This window comes from Haladaptatus sp. W1, from assembly GCF_001723155.1.
GTDB lineage: Archaea > Halobacteriota > Halobacteria > Halobacteriales > Haladaptataceae > Haladaptatus > Haladaptatus paucihalophilus.
Genome location: NZ_MEIH01000387.1, coordinates 1 through 23,777 on the forward strand (window position 1 = coordinate 1; position 23,777 = coordinate 23,777).

Genomic DNA, 23,777 nt, shown 5'->3' on the forward strand with positions numbered 1-23,777 from the left:
CCGGTTTCGGTCGAATCTGCCATGCTAACCGATACCAAATAGAGCGATAAAAGCGTTTGTATATGGAGCAAAGATTTCCGACGCTCCGAATCGATAGCAGTCATCGGGTTCGAAACTGTCAGACGACCGCGACCGATTCTCGAAATCCTTGATTTCGGCTTGAACGGCCGATGTCGGTGCCACAGTAGTTCATCATATTCGAGCTTGCGTTCAAAATACGTGCAAATTGACTGTGGACATTTAGGCCGTCCACGACTTGTGTTCCCCGTTATCTGAAACGGATAATGCTACCCGGTCGAAAATACGCGTTTCACGCCTTGTGTGGTTAATACCGAATCTAGCTACTGTTCTCGATAGGTGTAAGTGGAACGCCTCGATGAGTTCGGGCAGGTAGGGATACAGCGTCGGTTCGCCGTCGAGCGAAATGGCGACGTGGCGCGGTTCCATCGATTCCTCGAAAATTTCTCGCGGCACCTCGTCGTTGCCGCCGAATCCCGACAACAGTTTGCGCTGGAGACGGATGCTCGCGTCCACGACCGCTTCGGGGTCGTCCCACTCCACGTCGCCGAGTTCGTAGGAGTGACCGCGGTGGTCGCGCCAGCAGAAGACACAGCGCTCGTTGCACTTCACGACCGGCGTCATCTGGATACAGCGGTGGGACTCGATGCCGTAGAAGATGTTCTTGTAGCATTTTCCTTCCCCGCGAAGCGCGTTCGCCGTCCAGCCGCAGGTCTGGGCGGCGGTGTGGTTCTCGCTGTGGTAGTTCGGGGAGGAGACCTGCTTCGGTCCGTCATCGGAATCCGACGCGTCCCGATTGCTCGCCGAAGTCTCCTCGACCGTATCCGATTCGCTCATTGGCGGATGAATGTCGTCCATAGGTAAAACGTTCTTTCCTCTCGGTCGGTCTGCGGGCCGACGGCATACCGTTCGAATTTCGACCCGATATAGTTCTTTCTTTGACAGTTCGTTGCCGCTCGACTCGACACAATCCCTTTAGGCATCGCCGACGGCCCTTTTGCTATGAAACTCGACCCGGACCAACTCGAAGCGCGACTGATGACGCACGGCGTCTACGTCACCGAACTCGACGTGGACGAGGGGAGAATCGACATCGAATACGAATCCATCGCCGCCGGGAAAACGAACGCGGTTCCGCACCGGGAGGTCGGCCGCGTCATCAACGTCGTCCGGGACCTCGCCGAGACGCCGCGGGACGTTCACGGGTCCGTGACCGACCTCGACGACGAAGCGGTCGGTCGGTGGCGTGCCGAGGCCGAGTGGCTTCGAGCGTTGGAGGACGAGGAGCTATCGGAGGTCGATTTCTCCCAGCGAGTCATCGAGACGATAGACGAGTCGTAGGCAAGGCCCGATTCGTCACGGGGAACGCAGTTGGGACCGAAACGCCTCCGGGGCCGCCTCGGGGTGGATGGCCGACGAGAGGTCGGCTTCGTAGACCATCGGCCACGGGAGGCCGCGGGTGACTCGCAACGTGTCGCCGTCGATTCGAACGTCGCGGATGCGCCGCCACGGGACGAGGGACCCGCCGCTTTCTTTGTTCGGTCGGATGAGCAACCCGTCGTCCAGTGCGACGAGTCCGACCTCTTGGTTACCGGTCAACAGCGACCCGATGGTCGTCCCGATGAGCGTCCCGATGAGCGTCGTGGAGAGGAATTCAACCGTAATGAACTCGCCGAGTATCAGTCTGAGCACGGCAACTCCGATTGCGCTGGAAACCAGCGTGAGCGGCAGTTCGTAGAGTCGCGATTTGGTACCGATGACGTTCGCCCGGACCGACCGGGTTTGGTACAGTATCTCCGCGTGGCGACCCGAACCGAGGGAGGTTGCGACGAGCGCGACGACTGTAAACACGGATAAGCGGAGGATGATTCCGGCCGTGGGGTCGTAGTCCGTGAACACCTCGGCGAGGAAGACGCCCGCGAAGGGGAGGACGCCCGCGACGGCGAGCGACCGATGGAGGCGGGAGCAAACCGCGCGGTCGAGTTCGTCGCGGAACTGCTCGGCGGCGGTCCACCCGAGGAGGGTGACGAGGAGACCGATTTCGATTTCGTTCGCGGGCGCATCGGGCCACAGCCACGGGAGAGCGGCCGCGACGGCGGTTCCGACGAAGAGGCCGAGCGCGACACTAAACGGGTGAAACCAGGGAGGGCGGAGCTGCATACGGAATACGTAGCTTCCGGATCATATTAATCATTCTCCATTTTCGGGAAAAGATGAACGCTGGCGGCGAGGGGAGCATCGGAAATTTCCCGGCGTAACCGGTAGTGCTGGCCTTCGCCGACATGCTCCGCTGGGCGGCACGCAACCGCTAGCGCCGAACCACGAACTCCGGCGAGCAACGTTGATAGCCGAGCGAGGCGTTACTAGGGATGCGATTGGGGGAGTTCGCGTGGGGGCACTTGGATACGACAGATTGGGAGGAGTGGCGGGTATCGCGCTTCGGAGGGTACGCTCCGAGCTACGGCTGGCGTTCGTCGTCTTCGTGGGGGGATTTCTGGCGACGTTCTACGCGCTTCGCTACTGGATATGGCCCGCGTTGGCGCGGCGGCTGCTGGAGTCGAAAGCCGTCGTCGTCGCGGTGACGCCGTTCGATGTCGTCCTGCTACAGGCGAAGCTAGGACTCATCGCTGGCCTGCTGATGGCCGCGGTCTTCCTCCTCTATCGAACGCGGCGGACGGAGCGAGGTGGGGACCTCTCGATCCCGGGAACGAGACGGACGCGACTGCTGGTCACGGGTCTGGTAGTCGTCCTGTTCGGCGGCGGCGTGGCCTACGCGTACCTCGTCTTCCTCCCGTTGCTGTTCGATTTCCTCGTCGACAACGCGATTCGGTCCGGTTTCAAACCCACCTACTCCATCGTGGAGTGGACGCAGTTCGTGCTCCTACTGACTATCGTGTTGGGGTTCACCGCCGAACTGCCGTTGCTCATGGGCGGACTGGTGTACGCCGACGTCGTTCCCTACGACCTGTTCCGTGACCGATGGCGCTACGCCGTCTTCGGCATCGTCGTTATCAGTTCGATGGTGAACGGCTCACCGGATCCGTTTTCCATGTCGCTCGTGGCGATACCGATGACGACGCTCTACTTCGTGGGACTCGGCTGTGCGCGACTCGTGGACCGCGGGAGCGGCGGGAGTCGAACCGGCATCGGGGTAGACCGTCCGGGTGAAATCGACCTTTCGTCCCTCGACGCGTCCGCGATTCGCTCCGCGCCGCCCGAAACGTTCGATTCGCTCGCGAAACACGAGGCGCTCGAACTGGCGGATACGGCGCTCGATTCGGGCGACCACGAGCGAGCGGCGGCCATCCTCGACCGCTTCGACGCCGCGAACGAAAACGGGGACGACGAAGCGGAGGAACGAACCCCCGAAAGCGAAGTCGACGACGGGAACGGCCTGACGACTGCGGTGGAGGGAACCGCGGCCCGGATGGCGTCGGTGTTCACGGAAGAGGAGAAAACCGAGGACGACATCGGCGGCTACTACTACGACCTGCGGTTCGTCCTCGGAAGCCTTCGGAGCAAATCGTTCCGCCTCGCGGGGGTGTTCATGTCCGTCGTCGCGCTGACGTTCACGTTCCTCTACGGGGGCGGCATCGGCGCGATAAAGCGGGATTTCCTGACGAAGCTTCCCGAAGGCGTGAATCCCGAGGCGTTGAACATCGTCCTCCTGCATCCGGTCGAAGCCCTCGCGTTCGAGATGAAGGTGAGCCTCATCGCGGGTGCGGTGGCGGTGATGCCGCTGGTGCTGTACTACGCGTGGCCCGCCGTCGAAACTCGACTGGACGCGCATGCCGACCGAAACGTGTTCCTCGTTTGGGGCGGCGCGCTGGCGGTGGGGCTGTTCGGCGGGAGTTTCGTCGGCTACCGCTACGTCGCGCCGGAAGTCATGTCCTATCTCGTGGCCGACGCCCGCGCCGCGGACATGATAATCGCCTACCGCACGGGGGCGTTCTTCTGGTTGGTGTTCGCGCTGACCGTCGGGGTCGGACTGCTGGCCGAAATTCCGGTGACGATGCTGTTGTTCCATTACGGCGACGTCGTTTCCTACCGGACGATGCGGCGGCGTTGGCGTGAGGTTTCCATCGGCGTGCTGGTCGTCGCGGCGGTGCTTCCGGGTGGGCTGTTGTTGATGCTGTTCGTCGGAACCGCGGTGATGGTCGCCTACTGGTTCGGGTTGGCCGTGCTCTGGGTCGATTCGCTCGGCGAGCGGTTGCGTCGCGTGGCGACGTAGGGCGTCCGGACCGCGACCGGAGTTGTTCAGAAACCCCTTTACCGACCGCCCCGGAACGGACTGGTATGTTCCTGACGTTCAGGGAAGAAGTCGAGGACGCCCTTCTCGCGGCGCTTTCCGCCCTCGACCTTCCGACCGACGACCTCGGAATCGAGACGCCCCCGGAGGGCGTGGACGCCGTACTCGCTTCCAGCGCGGCGTTCCGACTCGCCGGGGAAGTCGGCGCACCGCCACCGAAAATCGCGGCCGACATCGCGGACGAAATCGACGCCGACGGCTACGACCACATCGCGGCCGCGGTGGGACAGGGGCCGTACGTCAACTTCCTCCCCAGCGACGCCTACTACGACGAGACTGTCGAAACGGCACAGGACGAGGAGTACGGCCGTCTCGAACCCACCGGCGAGAACGTCGTGGTCGAGCACACGAGCGCGAATCCGACCGGTCCGGTGCACGTCGGGCGTGCACGGAACCCGATTACGGGGGACGCCATCGCGCGCATTCTGGACTTCGCTGGCAACGACGTGGACCGTCACTACTACGTCAACGACGCGGGTCGCCAAATCGCGGTGTTCACCTGGGCCTACGAGACGTTCGACGAGGAGGACCTACCGAAACCCGAGCGCGAACGCGCCGACTACGACCTCGTGCGCTACTACCGCAAGGGGAACGCCTACCTCGAAGAGGCCGACCCGGAGGACGCGGACGAGGCCGAGACGAAAATCGCGGCAATCCTGCAAGGCCTCGAAGAGAACGACGAGGAGACCTACGAGCGCGTCAGCGAAGTCGTCGATACCGTCCTCTCCGGCATGCGCGTCACGCTGGACCGCCTCCCTGCCGAGTTCGACGAGTTCGTCAAAGAGACGCAGTTCATGTTCGACGGCAGCACCGACGACGTGGTGTCGCGCCTCAAAGAGGACGAACACGCCGTCTACGAGGAGGACGCGTGGCAACTCGACCTCTCGGAGTTCGGCTTCGAGAAGAACCTCGTCTTCCTCCGTTCGGACGGGACGAGCCTCTATACGACCCGCGACTTGGCCCACCACGAGTGGAAACTCGACAACTACGACCGCGCCGTGACGGTCATCGGCGAGGACCACAAGCTACAGGCCGACCAACTCGCTCAAGCCCTCGAAATCCTCGGGAACGACACGGACAAACTGACCTCGTTCCACTACTCGTGGGTCAACCTCCCCGAAGGTGGCATGAGCACGCGTGAAGGGACGGGCATCGACATGGACGACCTGCTCGACGAGGCCGAGAAACGCGCCCGCGAGGAAGTCGAGAGTCGGATGGACGACCGCATCCGCGACGACGACCTCACCGAGGCGGACGTAGACCGCATCGCGCGACAGGTCGGCATCGGCGCGGTCCGCTACGACATCATCTCGAAACAGCCGACGAAGACGATCACGTTCGAGTGGGAGCGCGCGCTGGATTTCGAGGCCCAGAGCGCCCCCTACGTCCAGTACGTCCACGCGCGCTGTTGTGGCATCATCGACGAGGCGGGCGAGGTGCTCCGCACCTCGGATACAGCGAGCGGTGATGAACCGCGAGCAGGAGGCGAAATTCCGGCGGAAATTGACCCGTCCGTCCTCGATTCCAAATCCGAGCGGGACCTCATCGAGGTCATCGCTCGCTTCCCGAACGTTATCGAGGAGGCCGCGGAAGACCTCGAACCGCACGCGGTCGCCACCTACACCCGCGAGTTCGCGGAGACGTTCAACGCGTTCTACCGCGAGTGTCCGGTCCTGACCGCCGAGGACGAGGAGGTCCGCGACGCGCGGCTCGCGTTGGTCGCCGCCGCGAAGCACACCATCTCGAACGCGTTGGGCGTCATCGGCATCGAAGCGCCGGAGTCGATGTAGGCGACGACGGCTGTGGTGCTCTCACCGTGGTGAAAAGGAGGACCACACTTCGAGACTGCCCGACTCGGTGATTCGAATCTCGTAGCGAACGCGCTTTTCGCTACCCTTCGGTTTCGCCGACACCACGTTCCACGTCCCTTCCTGTACCAATTTCGTACGCAGTTCGTACACCGCTGGCTCGCTTGTCAAGTCGTCCGCGACGAGGCCGAGCGTGCCGCTCGCCGGATGACGCTCCGATTTCATCGCTGTAACGTGGACCGTCTTCCTCGCAATCGTCTTCTCGTTTCGGATGACTTCCGCCTCGATGGTATGCGCTTCATCGTCGAGGTTGCGGACGGAAACGGATTCCAGAACGACCGCCGGTTTCGGGTCGCGCAGCAGAGAACATCCCGAGAGTGCACCGCGATGCCACCGAGAGCGCCCAGTAGAAACCGCCGACGGTTCGTGGGGGAACCTCGCATATGCAATTTTCAAATATGAATCACGTCTTCAAATGAGTATCGAGTGAGGGCGAATGGAACAGGAAAAGGAGAGCGTCCGTCGGCGACCGACATCGTGGGGCGTCACGGAGTCAGGTAGCTGGTTCGAACCGCCGGAGCGGCAGCTAACAACGAATCGACGCGAATGAACCCCGCCGCCCCGGAGAGGCTTCCGCCGATGTACAGTATTCCGGCGTACGCCAATCCGAGCGCGATGAGCAGGAACAGGGCGATCCACCAGAACGGAACTGAATTACCATCCGCCATTTCGTACTAGGAACCACTGCTAGCTACTTGATTATACGGAATCAAGGAGAATACCTGACCCTTTAGGGTCAGGATGAATCCGACAATATTCTACACCATCCAGCATTCGATGGCACGGTTGGATATTCCACGCTCTAATCCAAGCTTTTACAATAGAACGCTACATAACCGGTTATGGAAGCGTTTCACGGATGCACATCCACCGCACTTACCGAGCAAAAATCCGTAACCACTCACAAGTGGGCCGGATGCTCGACCTGCATGGATGGAGTGCGTCGAAACTGTGGAACGTTGCGAACTACCACTCCCGCCAAGTGTGGGATGACACGGGCGAGATTCCCGACGATTCGGAATTGAAAAGCGAGTTGAAAGGCCATCCAAAATACAAGGAACTGCATTCTCAGTCCAGTCAGCGCGTTCTGGAGGAACTCGCTGAAGCCTTCAACTCATGGTACGGTAAACGCAAGAACGACTCTCGTGCGAACCCGCCCGGCTACCGCAAGAAAAACTACTACGACGACGATGGAAACCGCGTCCACGAAGAACATCCACGCTCTACAGTGACGTGGAAACAAAAAGGCATCCGTCACGACACCAAACACAACCGCGTCAGGCTCTCAAAAGGTGCGGATCACAAAGACCACCCGAGAGACTGGGACTACATCCTCGTTGAATACGAGACTCGTCCCGAAATCACGGTTGAAAATCTGCAACAGGTTCGAGCCGTCTACAGCAAGTCGAAACAGCGGTGGGAACTTCACCTTGTGTGCAAGCACGAAATCGAGACTCCCGACACTCCCGGCAACGAGACTGCTGGTATCGACCTCGGTATCTGTAACTTTGCGGCGGTCGCATACAGTACCGAGGAAGCCGACTTGTACCCCGGCAATCGCTTGAAACAGGATGGATACTACTTCCCGAAAGAGATTGCCAAGTGCGACGACTCAGGCGGGTCTGAGGCCACTCGTCTGCATCACAAGTGGTCGGAGCGCCGCACCCACTTCTTCCACTCTTTAGCGAAGCATATCGTAGAAAAATGTGTAGAACGCGGTGTGGGCCGTATCAACATCGGGAAACTCGCTGGTGTCCGTGAGGACGAGAACGGCGACTCAAAGAATTGGGGCCGTCACGGGAACCTTGACTTGCACGGGTGGGCATTCGACCGCTTTACCAATATCCTCGAATACAAGGCGAAATTCGAGGGTCTCGAAGTCGTAGAGGTTTCAGAACGGAACACGAGCAAGACGTGTTGCGTGTGTGGTACAGAAGACGACAGTCAGCGTTTCGAACGCGGATTGTACGTGTGCGAGTCGTGTGATGCGGCGTTCAACGCTGATGTGAATGGGGCGGAGAACATCCGCCTCGACAGCAACCAAAGTAACTCTGAGTCCGCGTCCAAGTTGGACAATGATAGGAGTACCGGCTGGTTGGCACAGCCCGGAGTCTACCTTCACGACTTGTCCCACGGATTCTCACCGAGGGAACAAGTGGTAGACTGCAAACCCTAATATCCCAACGCTGAGCAAATCGGAGATTTGCGAGGTACGCGAATCTTCGATTCGCTTGACTCGGGATTCCCACGTCTTCAGGCGCGGGAGGATGTCAATGGCCGCGTTACGAAGGAATTCGAGACGATAGGGACAGCACGCGCGGGACGAGGGGATAACCGGGATTCGAAAGGCGACTACCGGAACAGGGAACCGATTCGACCGAACAGGCCGTTCGTTTCCTCGTTGGCGTCCTCGTCCTCGTTACCCTCGTCCTCGTCGGCGTTGTCTTTCAAGTCCGGGCGAACAGGCCCGTCCTGAAACGGGACGGCCTCCACCTCGTCATCGTCGTTCGGTTCGGCTTCGACGATTTCGTCCGGTAGGTCGGGCGACGATTGCGCGGCGTCCTCGCTCGTCGTTTCGGCTCGCGTCTCATCGTGGTCGGAAAGAACGGTATCGAATTCGTTCGAACCGTCCCGGTCCGTTGCGGTGGAATCCGCCGTGGTGGAATCGTCCGTAGTAGTGTCCGCGGCAACAGGGTCCGCCGGGGTCGCGTCGTCCGCCGCGGGACCGTTCTCCCCGTTCGCGGGTTCGAGCGGTGCCGGTTCCGAGGACGGTTCGGAGTCGTCCGCGTCGTCGCCGGTTTTGATGACCCGTCGGTCGATGAGGTCGTGAACAGGGTCGGGTTCGGGAGCGGACGTTTCGGGACTCGATTCCGTGGGTTCGGGTCCGGAATCGGACGCCGTGGATTCGGAGACGGACTCGGACGCTGCGGGTTCCGGTCGAGAATCGGAACGGGAGTCAGAGTCGGCGGCGGATCCGGAATCCGAGGATGACGATTCGCGTTTGTCGGTCGAAACGTCCATCCCCAACTCGGCGGCCTTCAGGTCGGGTTCGACCGGTGGCTCGAAGTCGGTGTCGGGGTCGTCGTTCGAGACGGGAGCAACGGGAGAGGAGGATGTAGCGTGCGAAGCAGGCATCGCGTCCGAGTCGGATTCGGCAGTAGGGTCGGATTCCGCGCTCGGCGGGTCCGGTTTGGCCGGATCCGATTTCGACGAGTCCGCGTTCCACGGGGTCGCTTCGTCGGCCTCCTCCGACGACGTTTCCGGGCCGGGATTCGACGCCGCGGCCGACGACTCTTCATCGGGGGCGGTTCCGAGTTCGAATTCGGCGTCGGCGAGCGATGGGACGGCGGCCTCGGCGGTGCTGGGTTCGCCGGACAGTTCCGGGGTTTCGATCTCTCCGGTGAGGATATTCGCGAGTTCGCGGTAGGCCGTCGCGGCGGGACTGTTCGGCGAGAAGGCGGCCAGCGGCCGACCGGCGTCGATTCCCATCGGAACGGTTTCGTCGTCCGGGACGACGGTGAGGACCTCGGCGTCAAGCGTTCCCTCCACGTTGTCCGCGTTCAGGATGTCGTTTCCGCGCTGGGTGAGCACGGCGCCGCCGACCGTTCCCTCGACGCGGGCGGTTAGTTCCGCGGTTTTGGCGGTGTCGCGCACCGCGGCCACGTCGGGCGTGGTGACGAGCAGCACCTCGTCCGCGAGCGAGAGCGGGAGGATGGTGTCGTAGCTGATACCGGCACCGGTGTCGAGCAAGACGTACTCGTAGTCTTCCGTGAGGTCGGCGACGACCCGCTGCAACTGTGCCGTCTGTGATTGTGCGAACGTGTAGATGTCGGTGCTGCTCGGAAGGACGTCGATGTCACCCGGCGCGTGGTACACCGCGTCCTCGACGTCCGCGTCGCCGGAGAGAACTTCGTGGAGCGTCGCACCGTCCACCTCGAAGTCGAGGTAGCCGCCGACGTTCGCCATCCCGAGGTCCGTGTCCACGACGATCACCTCGTGGTCCGCCGCCGCAAGCATCGCCCCGAGGTTGATTGCGGTCGTCGTCTTCCCCACACCTCCCTTCCCGCTTGCAACCGCGAATACTGTCCCAGTCATGGTTGTTGTGTCAAACCGAACAACAGCACGTATATAAAGTTAGTCCGTTCAGCAGGGAAATCGCGGGTCACAACTGATAGTACGAATCGGTCCTAAGGGCGCATCATGAACGAACCGGGTATCGCCGTTCTGATGGACCAAACCACCATCAGGCGTCGCGTTGACTCCGGTGTAGTGCCGGACTGGGGCGTCGAACACTACGAGAGCTTTCGGAACGGCCTGCTCGGAGAGCGAAACGACACCCCGTTCCCGTGTTACTTCGGCATCGAAACAGAACAGCAAGGTGACTCGTTGTACACCTTCTGTCCGTCGATGACCGACAAGGACGCGCTGCTCTCGCTCGGTGAAACCATCGTGGAGTACCACGAAGTCTACGAGGACCACAGCGAACGCGCGCCGCTGACCGTGTTCTTCAAGCCGTCGGCGGAGACGGCCACAGAAGTGGAGTATCACGAGGCGATGTGGCACATTTTGCAGTTCCTCCACGTCCACGACCCAGAACCGTGGCCCGAAGGGATTCCGACCGACCCGGACGACAACGAGTGGGAGTTCTGTTTCAACGGCGAACCGATGTTTCCGACGTGTCGCGCGCCGTTTTACGAGGACAGGAAGAGCCGCTACTGTCCCGTCGGCCTCGAAATCACGTTCCAGCCGCGTGCCCTGTTCGAGGGCGTGACGGCGGACACGGAGCGCGGCCAGCGTGCCCGCGAAATCATTCAGGGGCGACTGGAGGAGTACGACGGCGCGTGCCCGCACGCACAACTCGGCGACTGGGGCGTCGAAGGCGACCGCGAGTGGCCCCAGTACCTGTTTTCCGAGGACGAGGAGCAGGCACCGAACGAGTGCCCGATTCGAACCACCCGCGAACACCCGAAGAGCACGATTCTCATCGACGCATGACGTCCGACTTCGACCTCCCGACCGACGCCGTACTGCTGGCAATCGACTTCCAGCAGGGGTTTTCCGACCCCGCGTGGGGCGAGCGCAACAACCCCGACGCCGAGGAACGGGCGGAAGAACTCCTCCACGCGTGGCGTGAGGCGGACCGCCCCGTCGTTCACGTTCGACATAATTCGACGGAGAAGAACTCGCCGCTCCGCGGCGATTCCGGCGGCTTCGCGTTCATCCCGGAGCTGGAACCGACCGACGACGAAACGGTCTTCGAAAAGCGCGTCAACAGTGGCTTCATCGGGACGGAACTGGAGGCGTGGCTCCGCGACGGCGGGTACGAAACGGTCGTCGTCGTCGGATTGACCACGGACCACTGCGTTTCGACCACGACGCGGATGGCGGAGAATCTCGGCTTCCGGCCGTACCTCGTCTCGGACGCGACGGCGACCTTCGACCGAGTAGCGCCCGACGGAACGGCAATATCAGCCGAGACGAACCACCGCGTCGCGCTCGCACACCTCGACGGCGAGTTCGCGGCGGTCGTCGAAACCGACGACCTGCTTTCGGCGATGGCGTGAAGCTTCGGGACGGCGAAATATCGCGCTAACACGCCGCAAGCGAGGTCAAAGGTTACTTACCAGTTGGAGCGGCTAGAAGGGAGTAATGAGCCAGCAGGACGGAGAACAGTCCGACAGGAAAAAGTACGAGTTCCAGAAGGTCATCGAGGACTTAAAGCAGTACGAAGGCTCGGGGACCCAACTCGTCACCATCTACATCCCGGAGGACAAGCAGATAAGCGACGTGGTTGCGCACGTCACCCAAGAGCACAGCGAAGCGAGCAACATCAAGTCGAAGCAGACGCGGACCAACGTCCAGGACGCGCTCACGTCCATCAAGGACCGACTGCGCTACTACGACACCTTCCCGCCGGAGCGGGGAATCGTCATCTTCAGCGGAGCCATCGACACCGGCGGCGGCCAGACCGACATGGTGACGAAGGTGCTCGAAAGCCCGCCGGACCCGGTGGAGTCGTTCCGCTACCACTGTGACTCCCAGTTCCTCACGGAACCGCTGGAGGAGATGCTCGGCGACAAGGGGCTGTACGGTCTCATCGTCCTCGACCGACGCGAGGCGACCGTCGGGTGGCTGAAGGGCAAGCGGATCGAGCCGGTCAAATCCGCCTCGTCGCTCGTCCCCGGCAAACAGCGCAAAGGTGGTCAGTCCGCCCAGCGTTTCCACCGACTGCGCCTCGAAGCCATCGACAACTTCTATCAGGAGGTCGCGGGGATGGCCGACGACCTGTTCGTCCCCAAACGCCACGAGATAGATGGCGTCCTCGTCGGCGGTCCGTCGCCGACGAAAGACGAGTTCCTTGACGGAGACTACCTCCACCACGAACTCGACGGGAAGGTACTCGGGAAGTTCGACATCGCTTACACCGACGAGTCCGGCCTGTACGACCTCGTGAACGCGGCGGAGGACACGCTCGCCGACGCGGAGGTCATGAAGGACAAGCGGGAGATGAACGAGTTCTTCCGCGAACTCCACGAGGGCGACCTTGCGACCTACGGGTTCGAACCCACGCGCCGGAACCTCGTCATGGGGTCCGTGGACCGCCTGCTCCTCTCCGAGGACCTCCGCAAGGACGTCGCCGTCTTCGAGTGCGGCGACAAGGAGGAGTACGAGTTCATCGACCGCCGAAAGGGCGACCCGGGACACACCTGCGAGGACGGAACCGAGGCCGAGATGGCCGAGCGCGAGGACGCCATCGAGTTCCTCATGAACATCGCCGAACAGCGCGGCACCGAGACCAAGTTCATCAGCACCGACTTCGAGAAGGGTGAACAACTGATGAACGCGTTCGGCGGCGTCGCTGGCATTCTCCGCTACTCGACCGGCGTGTAAACCGGTCGGTCCGTTTCTGCTGACTTTTGACTTAGTCGTCCCGTTTCGGCATCGTCGAGTAGTGAGGATTGAACGCTATGTCGGGTCTGTCGTCCGGCATCGTGGAGTACGAGAACGTGACCTTCATGTCCGGGCGACCTCCCGGCCCGCCGCCGGTACTGTCGTCTCCCCGCTCGCCACCGGACCCCAACTCGCTTTGGGCAATTTGGTCCTTCAATCGGTCGCGGGCGTCGTCGATTTGCTCTCGGAACTGCTCGGCGTTCTCCTCCAGTTCGGACTGGAGTTTTCCCTCCGTCGCCTTCGAGGCCATTTCGGCCGTGTCGCCGGTCATATCGCCCAGGTTCGAATCGCCCTCGTCGGAGTCGTCCGAGTCGTCGCCTGAAAGGGAACCAATCGCGTCCGACAATTCCGTTCCCTCCTTCCATAGGTCCTGCATCTCCTCGGAACTCCAGAACTCACGGAAGTTGATGGCCTTCACGAGTCCCTTCGTGTCGAGCGCGTCCCGCGGGTTCCCGCTCTCGACTGCGTCCGGGACGTTTTCGAGTTCGACCGCGTTCGGCAACTGCCCGATGTCGACGGTCTTCAGGAACGCGTCGGCGTCGAAGCCGTCGAACACGTCCGCCGCTTCGTCGAGGAGGGTCCAGAGGGAGTCGGCTTCCTCCGACACTTCCTCGAACGTGTCGGCCGATTCGAAGGCATCTTCGAGTCGCGCCAGCGCCCGCTGTATCCGCGTCATAAGTTTCGTTCGGGAGTTCTCGTCGAACTCCTCGATGGACTGTCCCAACTGATTTGAAAGGTCGTCGAAGTCGGTTGACATGGTGTCTCACCTGTTGGACGGCAAGCCGTCTCGGAAGGACGGTTGTTCCGGGAGTACGGGTTCCGACACGCACAGGAATAAACGCAGTCGCTAGTAGCGAACGGTCGGGGCGGGTAAGGTTCCATTACTTCCGTACCGATTCTCACTCTGCGGTCGCACGGCGCGACCGAAGTTCGAGATACGAGACGGCCGATTCATCCAATCTCCGGAAGTCGTCCGTATCGGCGTCGGTAAACGAGGAGATACGTGAAGGGAAGCAGAATCAGGAAGTAGACAGATGTGTAGAGGACTTGGGTGAACGGGTCGGGCGGGCCGAGTACAAACCCGAGAACCATCGCGCCGACGTAGCTGATAGTGACGATTCCCGCGAGACCCTGCCATCGCGTCGGCGGATATCGTCGCTCGTTCGCCCGTCGAACGACGAGGAGGTAGTAGAGGGCGGCAGGCCAGAATATCGGTCCCAAAACTGCCCAATAGGAAGGGGACGAACTGCCGCGGGCGGTTGCATCACATCGCATCCAGTACGAAAACGATACGATTCCAACGACGAACACCAGCAGAAAGGGGATGAAAATGAGATCGACTATCTCGAAGAGTAGCATGACCATCGGTTCACATTGGAATACAAATATTTTCTGCCGTCGTTCACGATAGCTGTCAAGTCAAGAACGACGTTCGCGGATCAATCCTCGCCGGACGGGACGTACAGGTCGGACTGCACAACCGAACCCACTTTATTGCCGGAAGGACTCACATCGCACATGAGCAGGTTCGCCGAAGTAGACGACCAGTACGAACCGCACTCGGTGGAAGACCGGGTGTTCGAATACTGGGACGACGTGAACGCCTACGAGAAGACGAAGCAGGCGCGAGAGGGCGAAGAGCGGTTCTTCTTCGTGGACGGGCCGCCGTACACCTCCGGGGCGGCGCACATGGGAACCACGTGGAACAAGTCGCTGAAGGACACCTACATCCGCTACAAACGGATGCAGGGCTACGACGTGACCGACCGGCCGGGATACGACATGCACGGCCTGCCCATCGAGACGAAAGTCGAGGAGCGACTGGGCTTCGAGAACAAGAAGGACATCGAGGAGTTCGGGATGGAGAACTTCATCGAGGAGTGCAAGGAGTTCGCCAACGACCAACTCGACGCGATGGACGAGGACTTCAAGTCCTTCGGCGTCTGGATGGACTGGGACAACCCGTACAAGACGCTCAGCCCCGAGTACATGGAGGCGGCGTGGTGGGGCTTCCAGCGCGCCCACGAACGCGGACTCGTGGAGCAGGGCATGCGCTCCATCAGCCAGTGTCCGCGCTGTGAGACGGCCATCGCCAACAACGAAGTCGAGTACGAGGACGTGGACGACCCGTCGATATACGTGAAGTTCCCGTTAAAGGACGAAGAGGGGAGCCTCGTCGCGTGGACGACGACGCCGTGGACCGTCCCGGCGAACACGTTCATCGCAGTGGACGCTGACGGGACCTACGCCGAAGTTCGAGCGACCAAAGACGGCGAGACAGAGACGCTGTACGTCGGCGCGCCGAAAGTCGAGGAAGTCCTGAAGGAAGGTCGCTACGACGACTACGAGGTCGTCGCGGAACTGACCGGCGAGGAGATGCTCGGCTGGGAGTACGAACACCCGCTCGACGACGAGGTGCCGAACCACCCGAGCGGCGACGGGACGCTACAGGTCTACGAGGCCGACTACGTGGACGTCGAGGGAGACGGTACCGGACTCGTCCACTCCGCGCCCGGACACGGTGAGGAGGACTTCAACCGGGGTCGAGAACTCGGTCTCGACATCTTCTGCCCCGTCGGCGGCGACGGCACGTACGGCCCGGAAGCGGGCAAGTACGAGGGGCAGTTCGTCAAGGACGCGGACGAGGATATCATGGCCGACCTCGAAGCGAGCGGCCACCTGCTCGCGTCCGGCACCGTCCACCACAGCTACGGCCACTGTTGGCGGTGTGACACCGGCATCCTCCAAATAGTCACCGACCAGTGGTTCATCACGGTGACGGACATCAAGGAGGAACTGCTCGACAACATCGACGACAGCGAGTGGCATCCGCAGGAGGCCCGCGACGAGCGCTTCCGCAACTTCGTGGAGAACTCGCCGGACTGGAACGTCTCGCGTCAGCGCTACTGGGGAGTTCCGATACCCATCTGGACACCCGAAAATTGGGATGGGAGCATGGACGACGTGGTCGTCGTCGGCACGCGCGAGGAACTCGCCGAGGCGGTCGATCAGGACGTTGACCCCGAAGACGTGGACCTGCACCGCCCGACGGTGGACGACCTGACCATCACGAAGGACGGGACGACGTACACCCGCGTTCCGGACGTGTTCGACGTGTGGCTCGATTCCTCCGTGGCGTCGTGGGGCACGCTCGACTACCCGAGCAACCCGGACGACTTCGAGGAACTGTGGCCCGCCGACCTCATCATGGAGGCCCACGACCAGACGCGCGGGTGGTTCTGGTCGCAACTCGGTATGGGCACTGCCGCACTGGACGAAGTGCCGTACGACGAAGTGCTGATGCACGGCTGGGCGCTCGCCGAGGATGGCCGCAAGATGTCGAAATCCATCGGGAACATCGTCTCGCCCGAAGAGGCCATCGAGCGCCACGGCGCGGACCCGATGCGCCTGTTCCTGCTCTCGCAGAACCCGCAGGGTGAGGACATGCGCTTCTCGTGGGACGAGATGCAGAACATGCAACGGAGCCTGAACATCCTCTGGAACGTGTTCCGGTTCCCGCTGCCGTACATGCGCCTCGATGGATTCGACCCGGATGAGGTGGACGTGCAGGATGCCGAGACAGAACTCGTTGACGAGTGGTTGCTGTCGCGGTTGCAGACCGTGACGGCCGAGATGACCGAGGACTGGGACGACTTCCGTCAGGACAAGGCGCTCCGCACGCTGCTCGACTTCGTGGTCGAGGACGTCTCCCGGTTCTACATCCAAGTCGTCCGCGAGCGCATGTGGGACGAGGCCGACAGCGCGAGCAAGCAGGCCGCCTACGCGACGTTTTACCACGTCCTGAAGGAACTGGTCGCCCTGCTCGCGCCGTTCGCGCCGTTCGTGAGCGAGGACATCTACCAGAACCTCACGGGCGACGAGGGCGAGGAGAGTGTCCACATGCTCGACTGGCCCGAAGCCGACGAGTTCTGGCAGGACGAGCAGTTGGAGGAGGACGTGGCCGTCCTCCGCGCCGTCGAGGAAGCGGGTGCGAACGCCCGCCAGCAGGCCGAGCGAAAGCTCCGCTGGCCCGTCTCACGAATCGTCGTGGACGCGCGCGACGATTCGGTTGTCCACGCCGTCGAACACCACGGAAACCTGCTGGCCGACCGCCTGAACGCCCGGGAGGTCGAGTTGGTCTCGCCCGACGAGGGCTGGGGCGAACTCGCCTACAGCGCCGAGGCGGACATGAGCGTCCTCGGTCCCGCATTCGGCGGCGACGCGGGGCAGGTCATGAACGCGCTCAACGAGGCGCGCGTCACGGAACAGGACCTGTCCGCGCTCGAAGACGCGGTTTCGGATGCGCTCGGCGAGGACGTGGAACTCGACGACGAGATGGTCGAGTTCGTCACGAAGACGCCCGACGACGTGTCCGGCGCGACGTTCGACGTCGAAGGGACGGACCTCGGCGTCGTCTACGTCGATACCGCCCTCACCGAGGACATCGAGAGCGAGGGCTACGCCCGCGAAGTCATCCGCCGCGTACAAGAGATGCGAAAGGAAGAGGACCTCGACATCGAGGAGACCATCGACCTCGAACTCGACGTGCGTGACGAGCGCGTCGCCGAGTTGGTCGAGCGCCACATGGACCTCGTGAAAGAGGAGGTCCGCGCGGAGAGCGTCGGCGAGGTCGAGGACGGCTACCGCAAGACGTGGGACGTGGAAGGCGTGGAGATGGAAATCGCCATCTCGCCGTTGGCGGAAGCGGAAGTCTAAGCCGCTGACCGCGAGCGGTGTGAACGGCGACGGAACGGAGCCGTGAACCCAGCGAGCGGGCGCAAGTGCGACCATCCGGGAGTACGATGCGCTTTTGGTCCAGCTTTTACCAGCGAGCGAACGACGGTGAGCGAGTGCAGTAAAAGCTGGATTGCAATCTCGCCGTTGGCGGAAGCGTAGAACACCGAACCGCGAACGGTGCGAGGCACGAACCGCCTCGAAATTCGAGCGACGAGGGGGCGGAACGGTCGGATTCGCACAGACGGCTCCTCGGTTCGATGCACCTCTCGCTCGAGATATTTCACGGTGAGAAGTGACCAAAGCTATTACCGAGAAGTGAGTAGCAACGTTCGTCAGACGGAGCTATAGAACGGAACACGGTTCTCACAATCATGATACTGGAAGCGTTTTCGGATTCGAAGGGAATCGAAATCACGGATCCGGTCGAAAAGACACGATTCCCGGTCCGTACGCCGACGCGGGTGTCACCGGCGGACGTGGCGGTCGACGACCTCGACTTCCCCGTCGAAACGGCGGTCGAAATTCGGACATCGGCCATCGAAATACCGTTGAGTCGCGGCATCTTCGTTCGGGATTTCGACGGACGGCTCCGTTTCGAGAGCGGCGAAAATAGCGACGAAGCGAGGTTGCCGAGCGACGACTACGTAGTCGAGATCAGCAACGCGCCGATGAAAGTGTACTTTTCAGTTTCCGGGCCGGTATCGTTCGAGCGAAACCATTCGGAGGCGACGTTCTCGTTCGAGCGTGAGCGTCGTATCGTTATCGGCGCTCGCTCACAGTTGCAGAAGCCACCAGGAACCATCACGGTGACCGACGATGCCGACGACATCATGCGAGCGATGTCGGTGTTCGGGTCGGCGTTGAAAACCACGAGTCCGGAACGGTCGTATCCGACGCTCCGCGGACATCCGCCGCTCATCGAACGCGGCGAGGAGTTCCACGTGTCGTCCTCGATACCGTCATCGGCGACGGAGACGACGCTCGTGCTTCCGCCGGAGCGGGAGTATCTCTATCCGGCGACCTCGCTCGCCTACTATCTCAATTCGTCGGTCGTTCCCGGAAAACAGCCGCGCCTCGTTGCCGATGGCTTCGAGTACGAGTTGGACGGTGACGATGGCTACGAGGCGACGGTCGAACGCGTCCTTCGGCAGGTGTTCTTTCTCGATTGTCTCACGCGGACGAACGGGTTCTATTCGGTTCAGCTCCACGAGCGGGAGGTGGTCGAACCGCGACTCGATATCGATTTGGATGCGCTCTTCGACGCACCGGTAGCAGAGCGCCTCCCGGCGTATCTCGGTGTGCCGTTCGAGACGCTCGAACCCGCGATTTCGCCGTGGCATCTCGCCGTCGATATGGTGCCGTCCGAGCACAACGTCGAGTATCTCCCGTTTTTGGCCAACAAGCTCGCATTCGTTCGGACGGCACGGTTGCCATCCGAAGCGACGGAGAAATCGCCGGAGCTAATGCACGAATTTTATCGGGGCGGAGTCACGGATTCACCCATCAGTACGGACATCGAATCGAAGACGCGACCGGAGATATTCGAGTTGAAGGGCGAACCGGACACGATAGAGCGTGCATGGGTCGGTCCGGGGTACCCGCTTCGGTGGAGCAAGTTGACGTACGATGGGCTGTACGCGGAAGCGACCCGAAATAAGACGGCTGAGAACGCATCTACCCCAACTATCGATGTCACTATCGTCTGCAACGACACCGCGATGCGGGACGAAAGCGATGTCGTTCGCTACTACGACCTCCGCGAACTGCCACGGTTCGACATCTCCGTTCATCACCGAACGACGAAAGCCGAGCTGGAAAAACACCTCACCGAGCAGTCCGACTTTTTCCACTACATCGGCCATATTTCGGATGACGGAATACAGTGTGAGGACGGCTATCTCGATGTGAGGGGTCTCTCCGAGGTAAACGCGACGACGTTTCTGCTCAACGCGTGCAATTCTTACAGACAGGGAACTGCACTCATCGAGCGTGGCTCGACGGCGGGTATCGCCACCCTCTCCAAGGTCAGCAACACGACCGCGACGGACATCGATCGGTCACTCGTTCAGTTGCTGAGCATCGGGTTTCAGCTCCAGACCGCACTAACGGTACTAAATCGGGTGAAACTGACAGAATAAATATATATATATATATATATAGCTCTCGGGGACAGCAGTAAAACACTGTGTCAAAGTGAGAGTATTGTAACTCCCGTTATCCGGGTCAAAGGTATCGATTCGGAGATATTTAAAATCGAAGTGGATATATATCCGACGAGAGACACCCATCGAGGTACGATTTTGGAGACCGCGGCAGAAAATGCATCCCGGTATCATCTTTTGGCCGGCAAAGTGGGAACATTCGAGTTCACTCCGGACCGATTGGAAGAATATTTCGCAATGGAGCGGTCACCGTTCGAAATCGACGGCGAACTGTACTGGAGCGACGAACTGTCGGCGGAAGAGATTACGGAGTTACTGTAGTCACATCGTCGCGGCGCGTCGGCTCCGTCGGTGGCGAAAGCTGGACCGCGATTACCGTCGGCGAAAGCGGGGAAACCGACCGCGGAAGTCGAAGGTAACCGGAAAGATAGAGGTGCCAAAAAGGTCGAACGTAGTTACGCCGACGAATCGTTCAGGAAATCCTCGACGCCGGTGCGCATGAAACTCAAATCGGCACCGAGGAGGAAGAACCGAAAGCCGCGCTCGGTTCGCTCGGATTTGATTTCCGGTGTCCGTCCCGCGATTCCCGGATACACGTCGTTGGCTTTCGCCGCCTCGAACACTCGCTCGACTGCCGTCGTCACGTCGGGATGGTCCTTCTCGCCCGGATGGCCGTACGCCGCGGACAAGTCGTTCTCGCCGATGAACGCGACGTCGATGCCATCGACTGCGAGTATCTCCTCGACTCGCTCGACGGCCGACGGCGATTCGATTTGGACGGTGAGGAGCGTTTCCTCGTTCGCCGTGGTCACGTAGTCGTCGAACTCCTCGCCGTACGTGTTGGCCCGCGTAGTGCCAGCGACGCCGCGCTCCCCGACCGGTGGGAAGTGGGTCGCTCGGACGACTGAGTCCGCGTCTTCGGGCGTCTCCACGCCGGGGACGATGACGCCTTTCGCGCCGGAGTCGAGGGCGTGTTTCGCGCCGCCCGAAACGGCCGTTTCGACGGACGGAAGCCGCACGAGGGGCGTGGCGTGTGGTTCGACCGCTCGAACGAGCGCTTCCACGCGTTCGGGCGAGTGGGGTGCGTGTTCGGTGTCGATAGCGACCCAATCGACCGACGTTCGGGAGAGTACCTCCGCCGCTCGCGTGCTCCCCGACAGAAGCCACGCACCGGCGACCGCATCGCCGCAGTCGAGTTTTCGCATCGAACGGTTCGCGATTGACATACGCGTCCCTTCGGCGGACACATAATAAAAGGGAGGACGTGATTGGAGGACGTAATTAGAGAGTGTGTTCGGAGCGAGCGGATTTACAACGCGTCGGCAACCGTCGGCCCGACGGACACCTGACTGACCGCCCGCTCGATAGTGTCGGTGCCGAACACCGCTTCGACGCCCGCCTGTGCGAGTTTCGTTCGTGCGTTCCGCGCGAGCATCGGGTGGACGCAGGTGACGAAGACGCGGCCCACGTCGCGCTCCTGGAGGAGGGAAACGGCCTCGCTCATGGTCGAACCGGTGGCGATGATGTCGTCTGTGACGATCACATCGCGGCCGGTGACGTCGGTATCGCTGGGTGTGATTTCGACCTCGGAGCCGGAGATGCGTTTCTTCTCGAAGTAGTCGATAACGCCGTCGCCGTACGTGTCACGGACCGTCTCGGCGATGTCGAGCGCGCCGTCGTCCGGGGAGAGGAAAACGGGGTCGGTCAAGTCGTCCGGGAGGGGTTCCGCGAGACGACCCGCGGCGTCGATGGATTCGGCGGGAACGTCGAAGAAGTCACAGATGGCCTCCTCGTGCGGGTTGACCGTGAGCACGCGGTCGGTTCCGGTGCTGATGGCGCGAGCGACCGCTCGGGCGGAGATGGGGTGGCCGCGGTCGAACGCCCTGTCCTGCCGTGCGTAGCCCATGTAGGGGAGGACGGTGACGACTTCTTCGGCACCCCACTCGCGGGCGGCGTCCTGCAGTTGGAGCAGTTCGAGGTGGGCGTCGCTAGAGACGGTCGAGGCGACGACGACGGCACGACCACCCTCGAATTCGGGAGCGGTTGCGAGCAGTTCGCCGTCCGGGAACGATTCGTACTCCACGAACCCGAGTGGTTCGTTCGATTCGTCGGCGAGAGTGGCCGCCAGAGATTGCGAGGCGGACCCACTGAGTATCATACGCGGACACTGGATATGCCGGGTTAAACCGGTTTTCACTCGTCGGCACGTGTGCCCAGTCAAGCCCTCACAGTCGCCCGTCAACCACGCCTATTTCGAACGTCGCTCGCCGATGATTGGGGCGCGGCGGGAAGGAAACGGAAGCGTCGGTCGGGAGTCGTCGAGAACGGTTCACGATTCTAAATATACACCCGAATACACTATATTCTAATATACTATTTTATTTATACAATAAAATAGTAGTGTCACACAATGGTTTCGGTAACCCGGTTGAGCATCGAGACATCGCTTCCGGTAGACGAAAACGAGTTGACCCCCGCGGAAAAGGGGGTCCTGAATCTTCTCGCGGAAGGTCGGTGCACGCCAGCGTACGTCGGTAGCGAACTGGCTATCGGAGCGGACACGGCGCGGTCGGTTCTCGACGGGTTCCGCGATGTCGATATCGTCGGGAAGCCGTACCGTGGTCTCTACGAGCTACAGGTGGGGGAAGAAACGGACCACGAAAAGTATCGAAATACGGAGACGGTTCTCTTCGACGTCCCGTTCGACGACGACCAGTTCAGGCCGACCGAGCGGGGAATTTTGAATCTGCTCGCCGAAGGCAGAGCGATACCCGCATACCTCGCGCAAGAACTCGACGTGACGCAAGAATGGGTGAAAAATAGGCTCCACGAACTCACCCGTCTCGGCCTCGTTCGACGGCGGTATCGGGGGCTGTACGAACTCGACGTGGACTAGCGGACGGAAAGCCCAGTCACGCCCGTCAATCCGAGATGGCGACTCCGCCAGCCGTCTCCGACGGTCGCCAGAACGGTCCCGGATTCGGTCGCGGCGTACACGCCGTCGCCGAACGCGATGTCCGCGATAGGGTCATCGACCGGAAGCGAAACGTCCGTCCACTCGTCGCCCGCTCGGGAAACCACTTGGTCGGGGGTTGCGGCGTACGCATCCCCGTCCGTCGCGCTCACGACGCGGAAATCGCCCGCCAAGACGTCCATCCAGCCGTTGCCGAGTCGATAGAGACCGTCGGCGGTCGCGGCGAGCGGGACACCCGCCGCGGAGACGTCCCGAACGTCGGTCAACCCGGCGTGCTGCACACCTTCAGACGAAACGCGGTAGACGCCCTCGGCGGTGGCGACCAGATTGCCGTCGATGGCTCGCACGGCATCGAGCGTCGCCAATTCGTGCCACTCACCGTCGTAACGCGCGAGTCGTCCGTCCTCCCCCGCCGCGAGGAGGTCGTCGCCATCGAATCCGACGGCGACGGCGGGGCCGAATTCGAGCGGCGAAAACGCCGCGTTGAGCACGTCCTCGTCGGTCGCAACGGCGAGGGGTCCGTCGGTCGCGGCGATGTCGCGGGCGGCACAGCGGTGGGCCAGCGAGAACTCGCCGATGATGTCACCGGAGACTTCGACGCGAGCGACGCCCAGTTCGGTGGCGACGAAGACCGTCGTCGTTCCCTCCCGGTCGCTGTAGACTCGCTTCTCGTCGATGGTGGTCATGCACGAGTGAAGGACGCAACTCGGGGAAAACGTTCGGATTCCCGTCTACCGAAGTCCGGTCGAAAACCGCCG

At 61.6% G+C, this 23,777-nt stretch carries 20 protein-coding genes and 1 pseudogene; 11 read left to right on the top strand and 10 right to left on the bottom strand.

Annotation, left to right across the window (positions count from 1 at the left end):
* Window positions 1-273 precede the first annotated feature (273 nt).
* Window positions 274-855: pseudogene (locus BG842_RS24135) on the bottom strand (4-demethylwyosine synthase TYW1); the annotation flags it as partial.
* Window positions 856-1,020: 165 nt separating this feature from the next.
* On the opposite strand from BG842_RS24135, the gene BG842_RS24140 reads away from it, so the two are divergent.
* The gene (locus BG842_RS24140; protein ID WP_007976072.1) at window positions 1,021-1,359 is read left to right on the top strand and encodes a hypothetical protein; all 339 of its coding nucleotides are present in this window, start codon (window positions 1,021-1,023) and stop codon (window positions 1,357-1,359) included.
* A gap of 15 nt (window positions 1,360-1,374) precedes the next feature.
* Here the strand turns inward: BG842_RS24140 and BG842_RS24145 are convergent, their stop codons facing one another.
* Complete coding sequence (locus BG842_RS24145) at window positions 1,375-2,178, bottom strand: hypothetical protein (RefSeq protein ID WP_069452799.1); 804 nt, start codon at window positions 2,176-2,178, stop codon at window positions 1,375-1,377.
* Between the two features lie 229 nt (window positions 2,179-2,407).
* Between BG842_RS24145 and BG842_RS24150 the strand changes: the two genes are divergently transcribed.
* A complete protein-coding gene (locus tag BG842_RS24150) occupies window positions 2,408-4,249 on the top strand; it encodes a twin-arginine translocase subunit TatC (RefSeq protein WP_254663454.1) in 1,842 nt (613 codons plus the stop codon).
* Window positions 4,250-4,314: 65 nt separating this feature from the next.
* On the top strand, window positions 4,315-6,117 hold the full coding sequence (argS, locus tag BG842_RS24155; RefSeq protein WP_069452801.1) for an arginine--tRNA ligase: 1,803 nt from the start codon (window positions 4,315-4,317) through the stop codon (window positions 6,115-6,117).
* Between the two features lie 21 nt (window positions 6,118-6,138).
* Here argS and BG842_RS24160 read toward each other — a convergent pair whose 3' ends face one another.
* Complete coding sequence (locus BG842_RS24160) at window positions 6,139-6,591, bottom strand: hypothetical protein (RefSeq protein ID WP_069452802.1); 453 nt, start codon at window positions 6,589-6,591, stop codon at window positions 6,139-6,141.
* Window positions 6,592-6,680: 89 nt separating this feature from the next.
* On the bottom strand, window positions 6,681-6,863 hold the full coding sequence (locus tag BG842_RS24165; RefSeq protein WP_069452803.1) for a hypothetical protein: 183 nt from the start codon (window positions 6,861-6,863) through the stop codon (window positions 6,681-6,683).
* 191 nt (window positions 6,864-7,054) lie between these two features.
* On the opposite strand from BG842_RS24165, the gene BG842_RS24170 reads away from it, so the two are divergent.
* Window positions 7,055-8,371 (top strand): RNA-guided endonuclease TnpB family protein, encoded by a 1,317-nt coding sequence (locus BG842_RS24170; RefSeq protein WP_069452804.1) that lies wholly within the window; start codon window positions 7,055-7,057, stop codon window positions 8,369-8,371.
* Window positions 8,372-8,547: 176 nt separating this feature from the next.
* Here the strand turns inward: BG842_RS24170 and minD are convergent, their stop codons facing one another.
* On the bottom strand, window positions 8,548-10,290 hold the full coding sequence (gene minD / locus BG842_RS24175; protein ID WP_083252737.1) for a cell division ATPase MinD: 1,743 nt from the start codon (window positions 10,288-10,290) through the stop codon (window positions 8,548-8,550).
* 105 nt (window positions 10,291-10,395) lie between these two features.
* Between minD and BG842_RS24180 the strand changes: the two genes are divergently transcribed.
* The 3 genes from BG842_RS24180 to prf1 all read left to right on the top strand — a co-directional run bounded on the left by BG842_RS24180 (window position 10,396) and on the right by prf1 (window position 13,086).
* A complete protein-coding gene (locus BG842_RS24180) occupies window positions 10,396-11,190 on the top strand; it encodes a YqcI/YcgG family protein (protein WP_069452806.1) in 795 nt (264 codons plus the stop codon).
* The gene (locus tag BG842_RS24185; RefSeq protein WP_069452807.1) at window positions 11,187-11,759 is read left to right on the top strand and encodes a cysteine hydrolase family protein; all 573 of its coding nucleotides are present in this window, start codon (window positions 11,187-11,189) and stop codon (window positions 11,757-11,759) included. Before BG842_RS24180 ends, BG842_RS24185 begins: the two co-directional genes overlap by 4 nt.
* An 85-nt stretch (window positions 11,760-11,844) precedes the next feature.
* On the top strand, window positions 11,845-13,086 hold the full coding sequence (gene prf1 / locus BG842_RS24190; RefSeq protein WP_069452808.1) for a peptide chain release factor aRF-1: 1,242 nt from the start codon (window positions 11,845-11,847) through the stop codon (window positions 13,084-13,086).
* Between the two features lie 31 nt (window positions 13,087-13,117).
* On the opposite strand, the gene BG842_RS24195 is transcribed toward prf1, so the two are convergent.
* Window positions 13,118-13,903, bottom strand: coding sequence for a hypothetical protein (locus tag BG842_RS24195; protein ID WP_069452809.1), 786 nt, complete (start codon window positions 13,901-13,903; stop codon window positions 13,118-13,120).
* A gap of 194 nt (window positions 13,904-14,097) precedes the next feature.
* Entirely contained in the window at window positions 14,098-14,505 is a 408-nt protein-coding gene (locus BG842_RS24200) for a hypothetical protein (protein WP_069452832.1), read from the bottom strand.
* Between the two features lie 159 nt (window positions 14,506-14,664).
* Here BG842_RS24200 and ileS point away from each other — a divergent pair, with 159 nt between their 5' ends.
* The 3 genes from ileS (at window position 14,665) to BG842_RS32635 (ending at window position 20,366) form a co-directional block, all read left to right on the top strand.
* Entirely contained in the window at window positions 14,665-17,862 is a 3,198-nt protein-coding gene (gene ileS / locus BG842_RS24205) for an isoleucine--tRNA ligase (protein WP_069452810.1), read from the top strand.
* A gap of 392 nt (window positions 17,863-18,254) precedes the next feature.
* Window positions 18,255-20,021, top strand: a complete 1,767-nt coding sequence (locus BG842_RS24210; RefSeq protein ID WP_254663455.1) for a hypothetical protein — start codon at window positions 18,255-18,257, stop codon at window positions 20,019-20,021.
* A gap of 213 nt (window positions 20,022-20,234) precedes the next feature.
* Window positions 20,235-20,366, top strand: coding sequence for a hypothetical protein (locus BG842_RS32635; RefSeq protein ID WP_256388572.1), 132 nt, complete (start codon window positions 20,235-20,237; stop codon window positions 20,364-20,366).
* Between the two features lie 134 nt (window positions 20,367-20,500).
* Here the strand turns inward: BG842_RS32635 and BG842_RS24215 are convergent, their stop codons facing one another.
* Both BG842_RS24215 and BG842_RS24220 read right to left on the bottom strand, forming a co-directional pair.
* On the bottom strand, window positions 20,501-21,271 hold the full coding sequence (locus BG842_RS24215; protein WP_069452811.1) for an HpcH/HpaI aldolase/citrate lyase family protein: 771 nt from the start codon (window positions 21,269-21,271) through the stop codon (window positions 20,501-20,503).
* Between the two features lie 83 nt (window positions 21,272-21,354).
* Complete coding sequence (locus tag BG842_RS24220; protein WP_069452812.1) at window positions 21,355-22,203, bottom strand: ribose-phosphate diphosphokinase; 849 nt, start codon at window positions 22,201-22,203, stop codon at window positions 21,355-21,357.
* Window positions 22,204-22,455: 252 nt separating this feature from the next.
* Here BG842_RS24220 and BG842_RS24225 point away from each other — a divergent pair, with 252 nt between their 5' ends.
* Window positions 22,456-22,941, top strand: coding sequence for a hypothetical protein (locus BG842_RS24225; RefSeq protein WP_069452813.1), 486 nt, complete (start codon window positions 22,456-22,458; stop codon window positions 22,939-22,941).
* On the opposite strand, the gene BG842_RS24230 is transcribed toward BG842_RS24225, so the two are convergent.
* On the bottom strand, window positions 22,938-23,705 hold the full coding sequence (locus BG842_RS24230) for a hypothetical protein (RefSeq protein WP_069452814.1): 768 nt from the start codon (window positions 23,703-23,705) through the stop codon (window positions 22,938-22,940). The genes BG842_RS24225 and BG842_RS24230 overlap by 4 nt on opposite strands.
* Window positions 23,706-23,777: the final 72 nt, after the last annotated feature.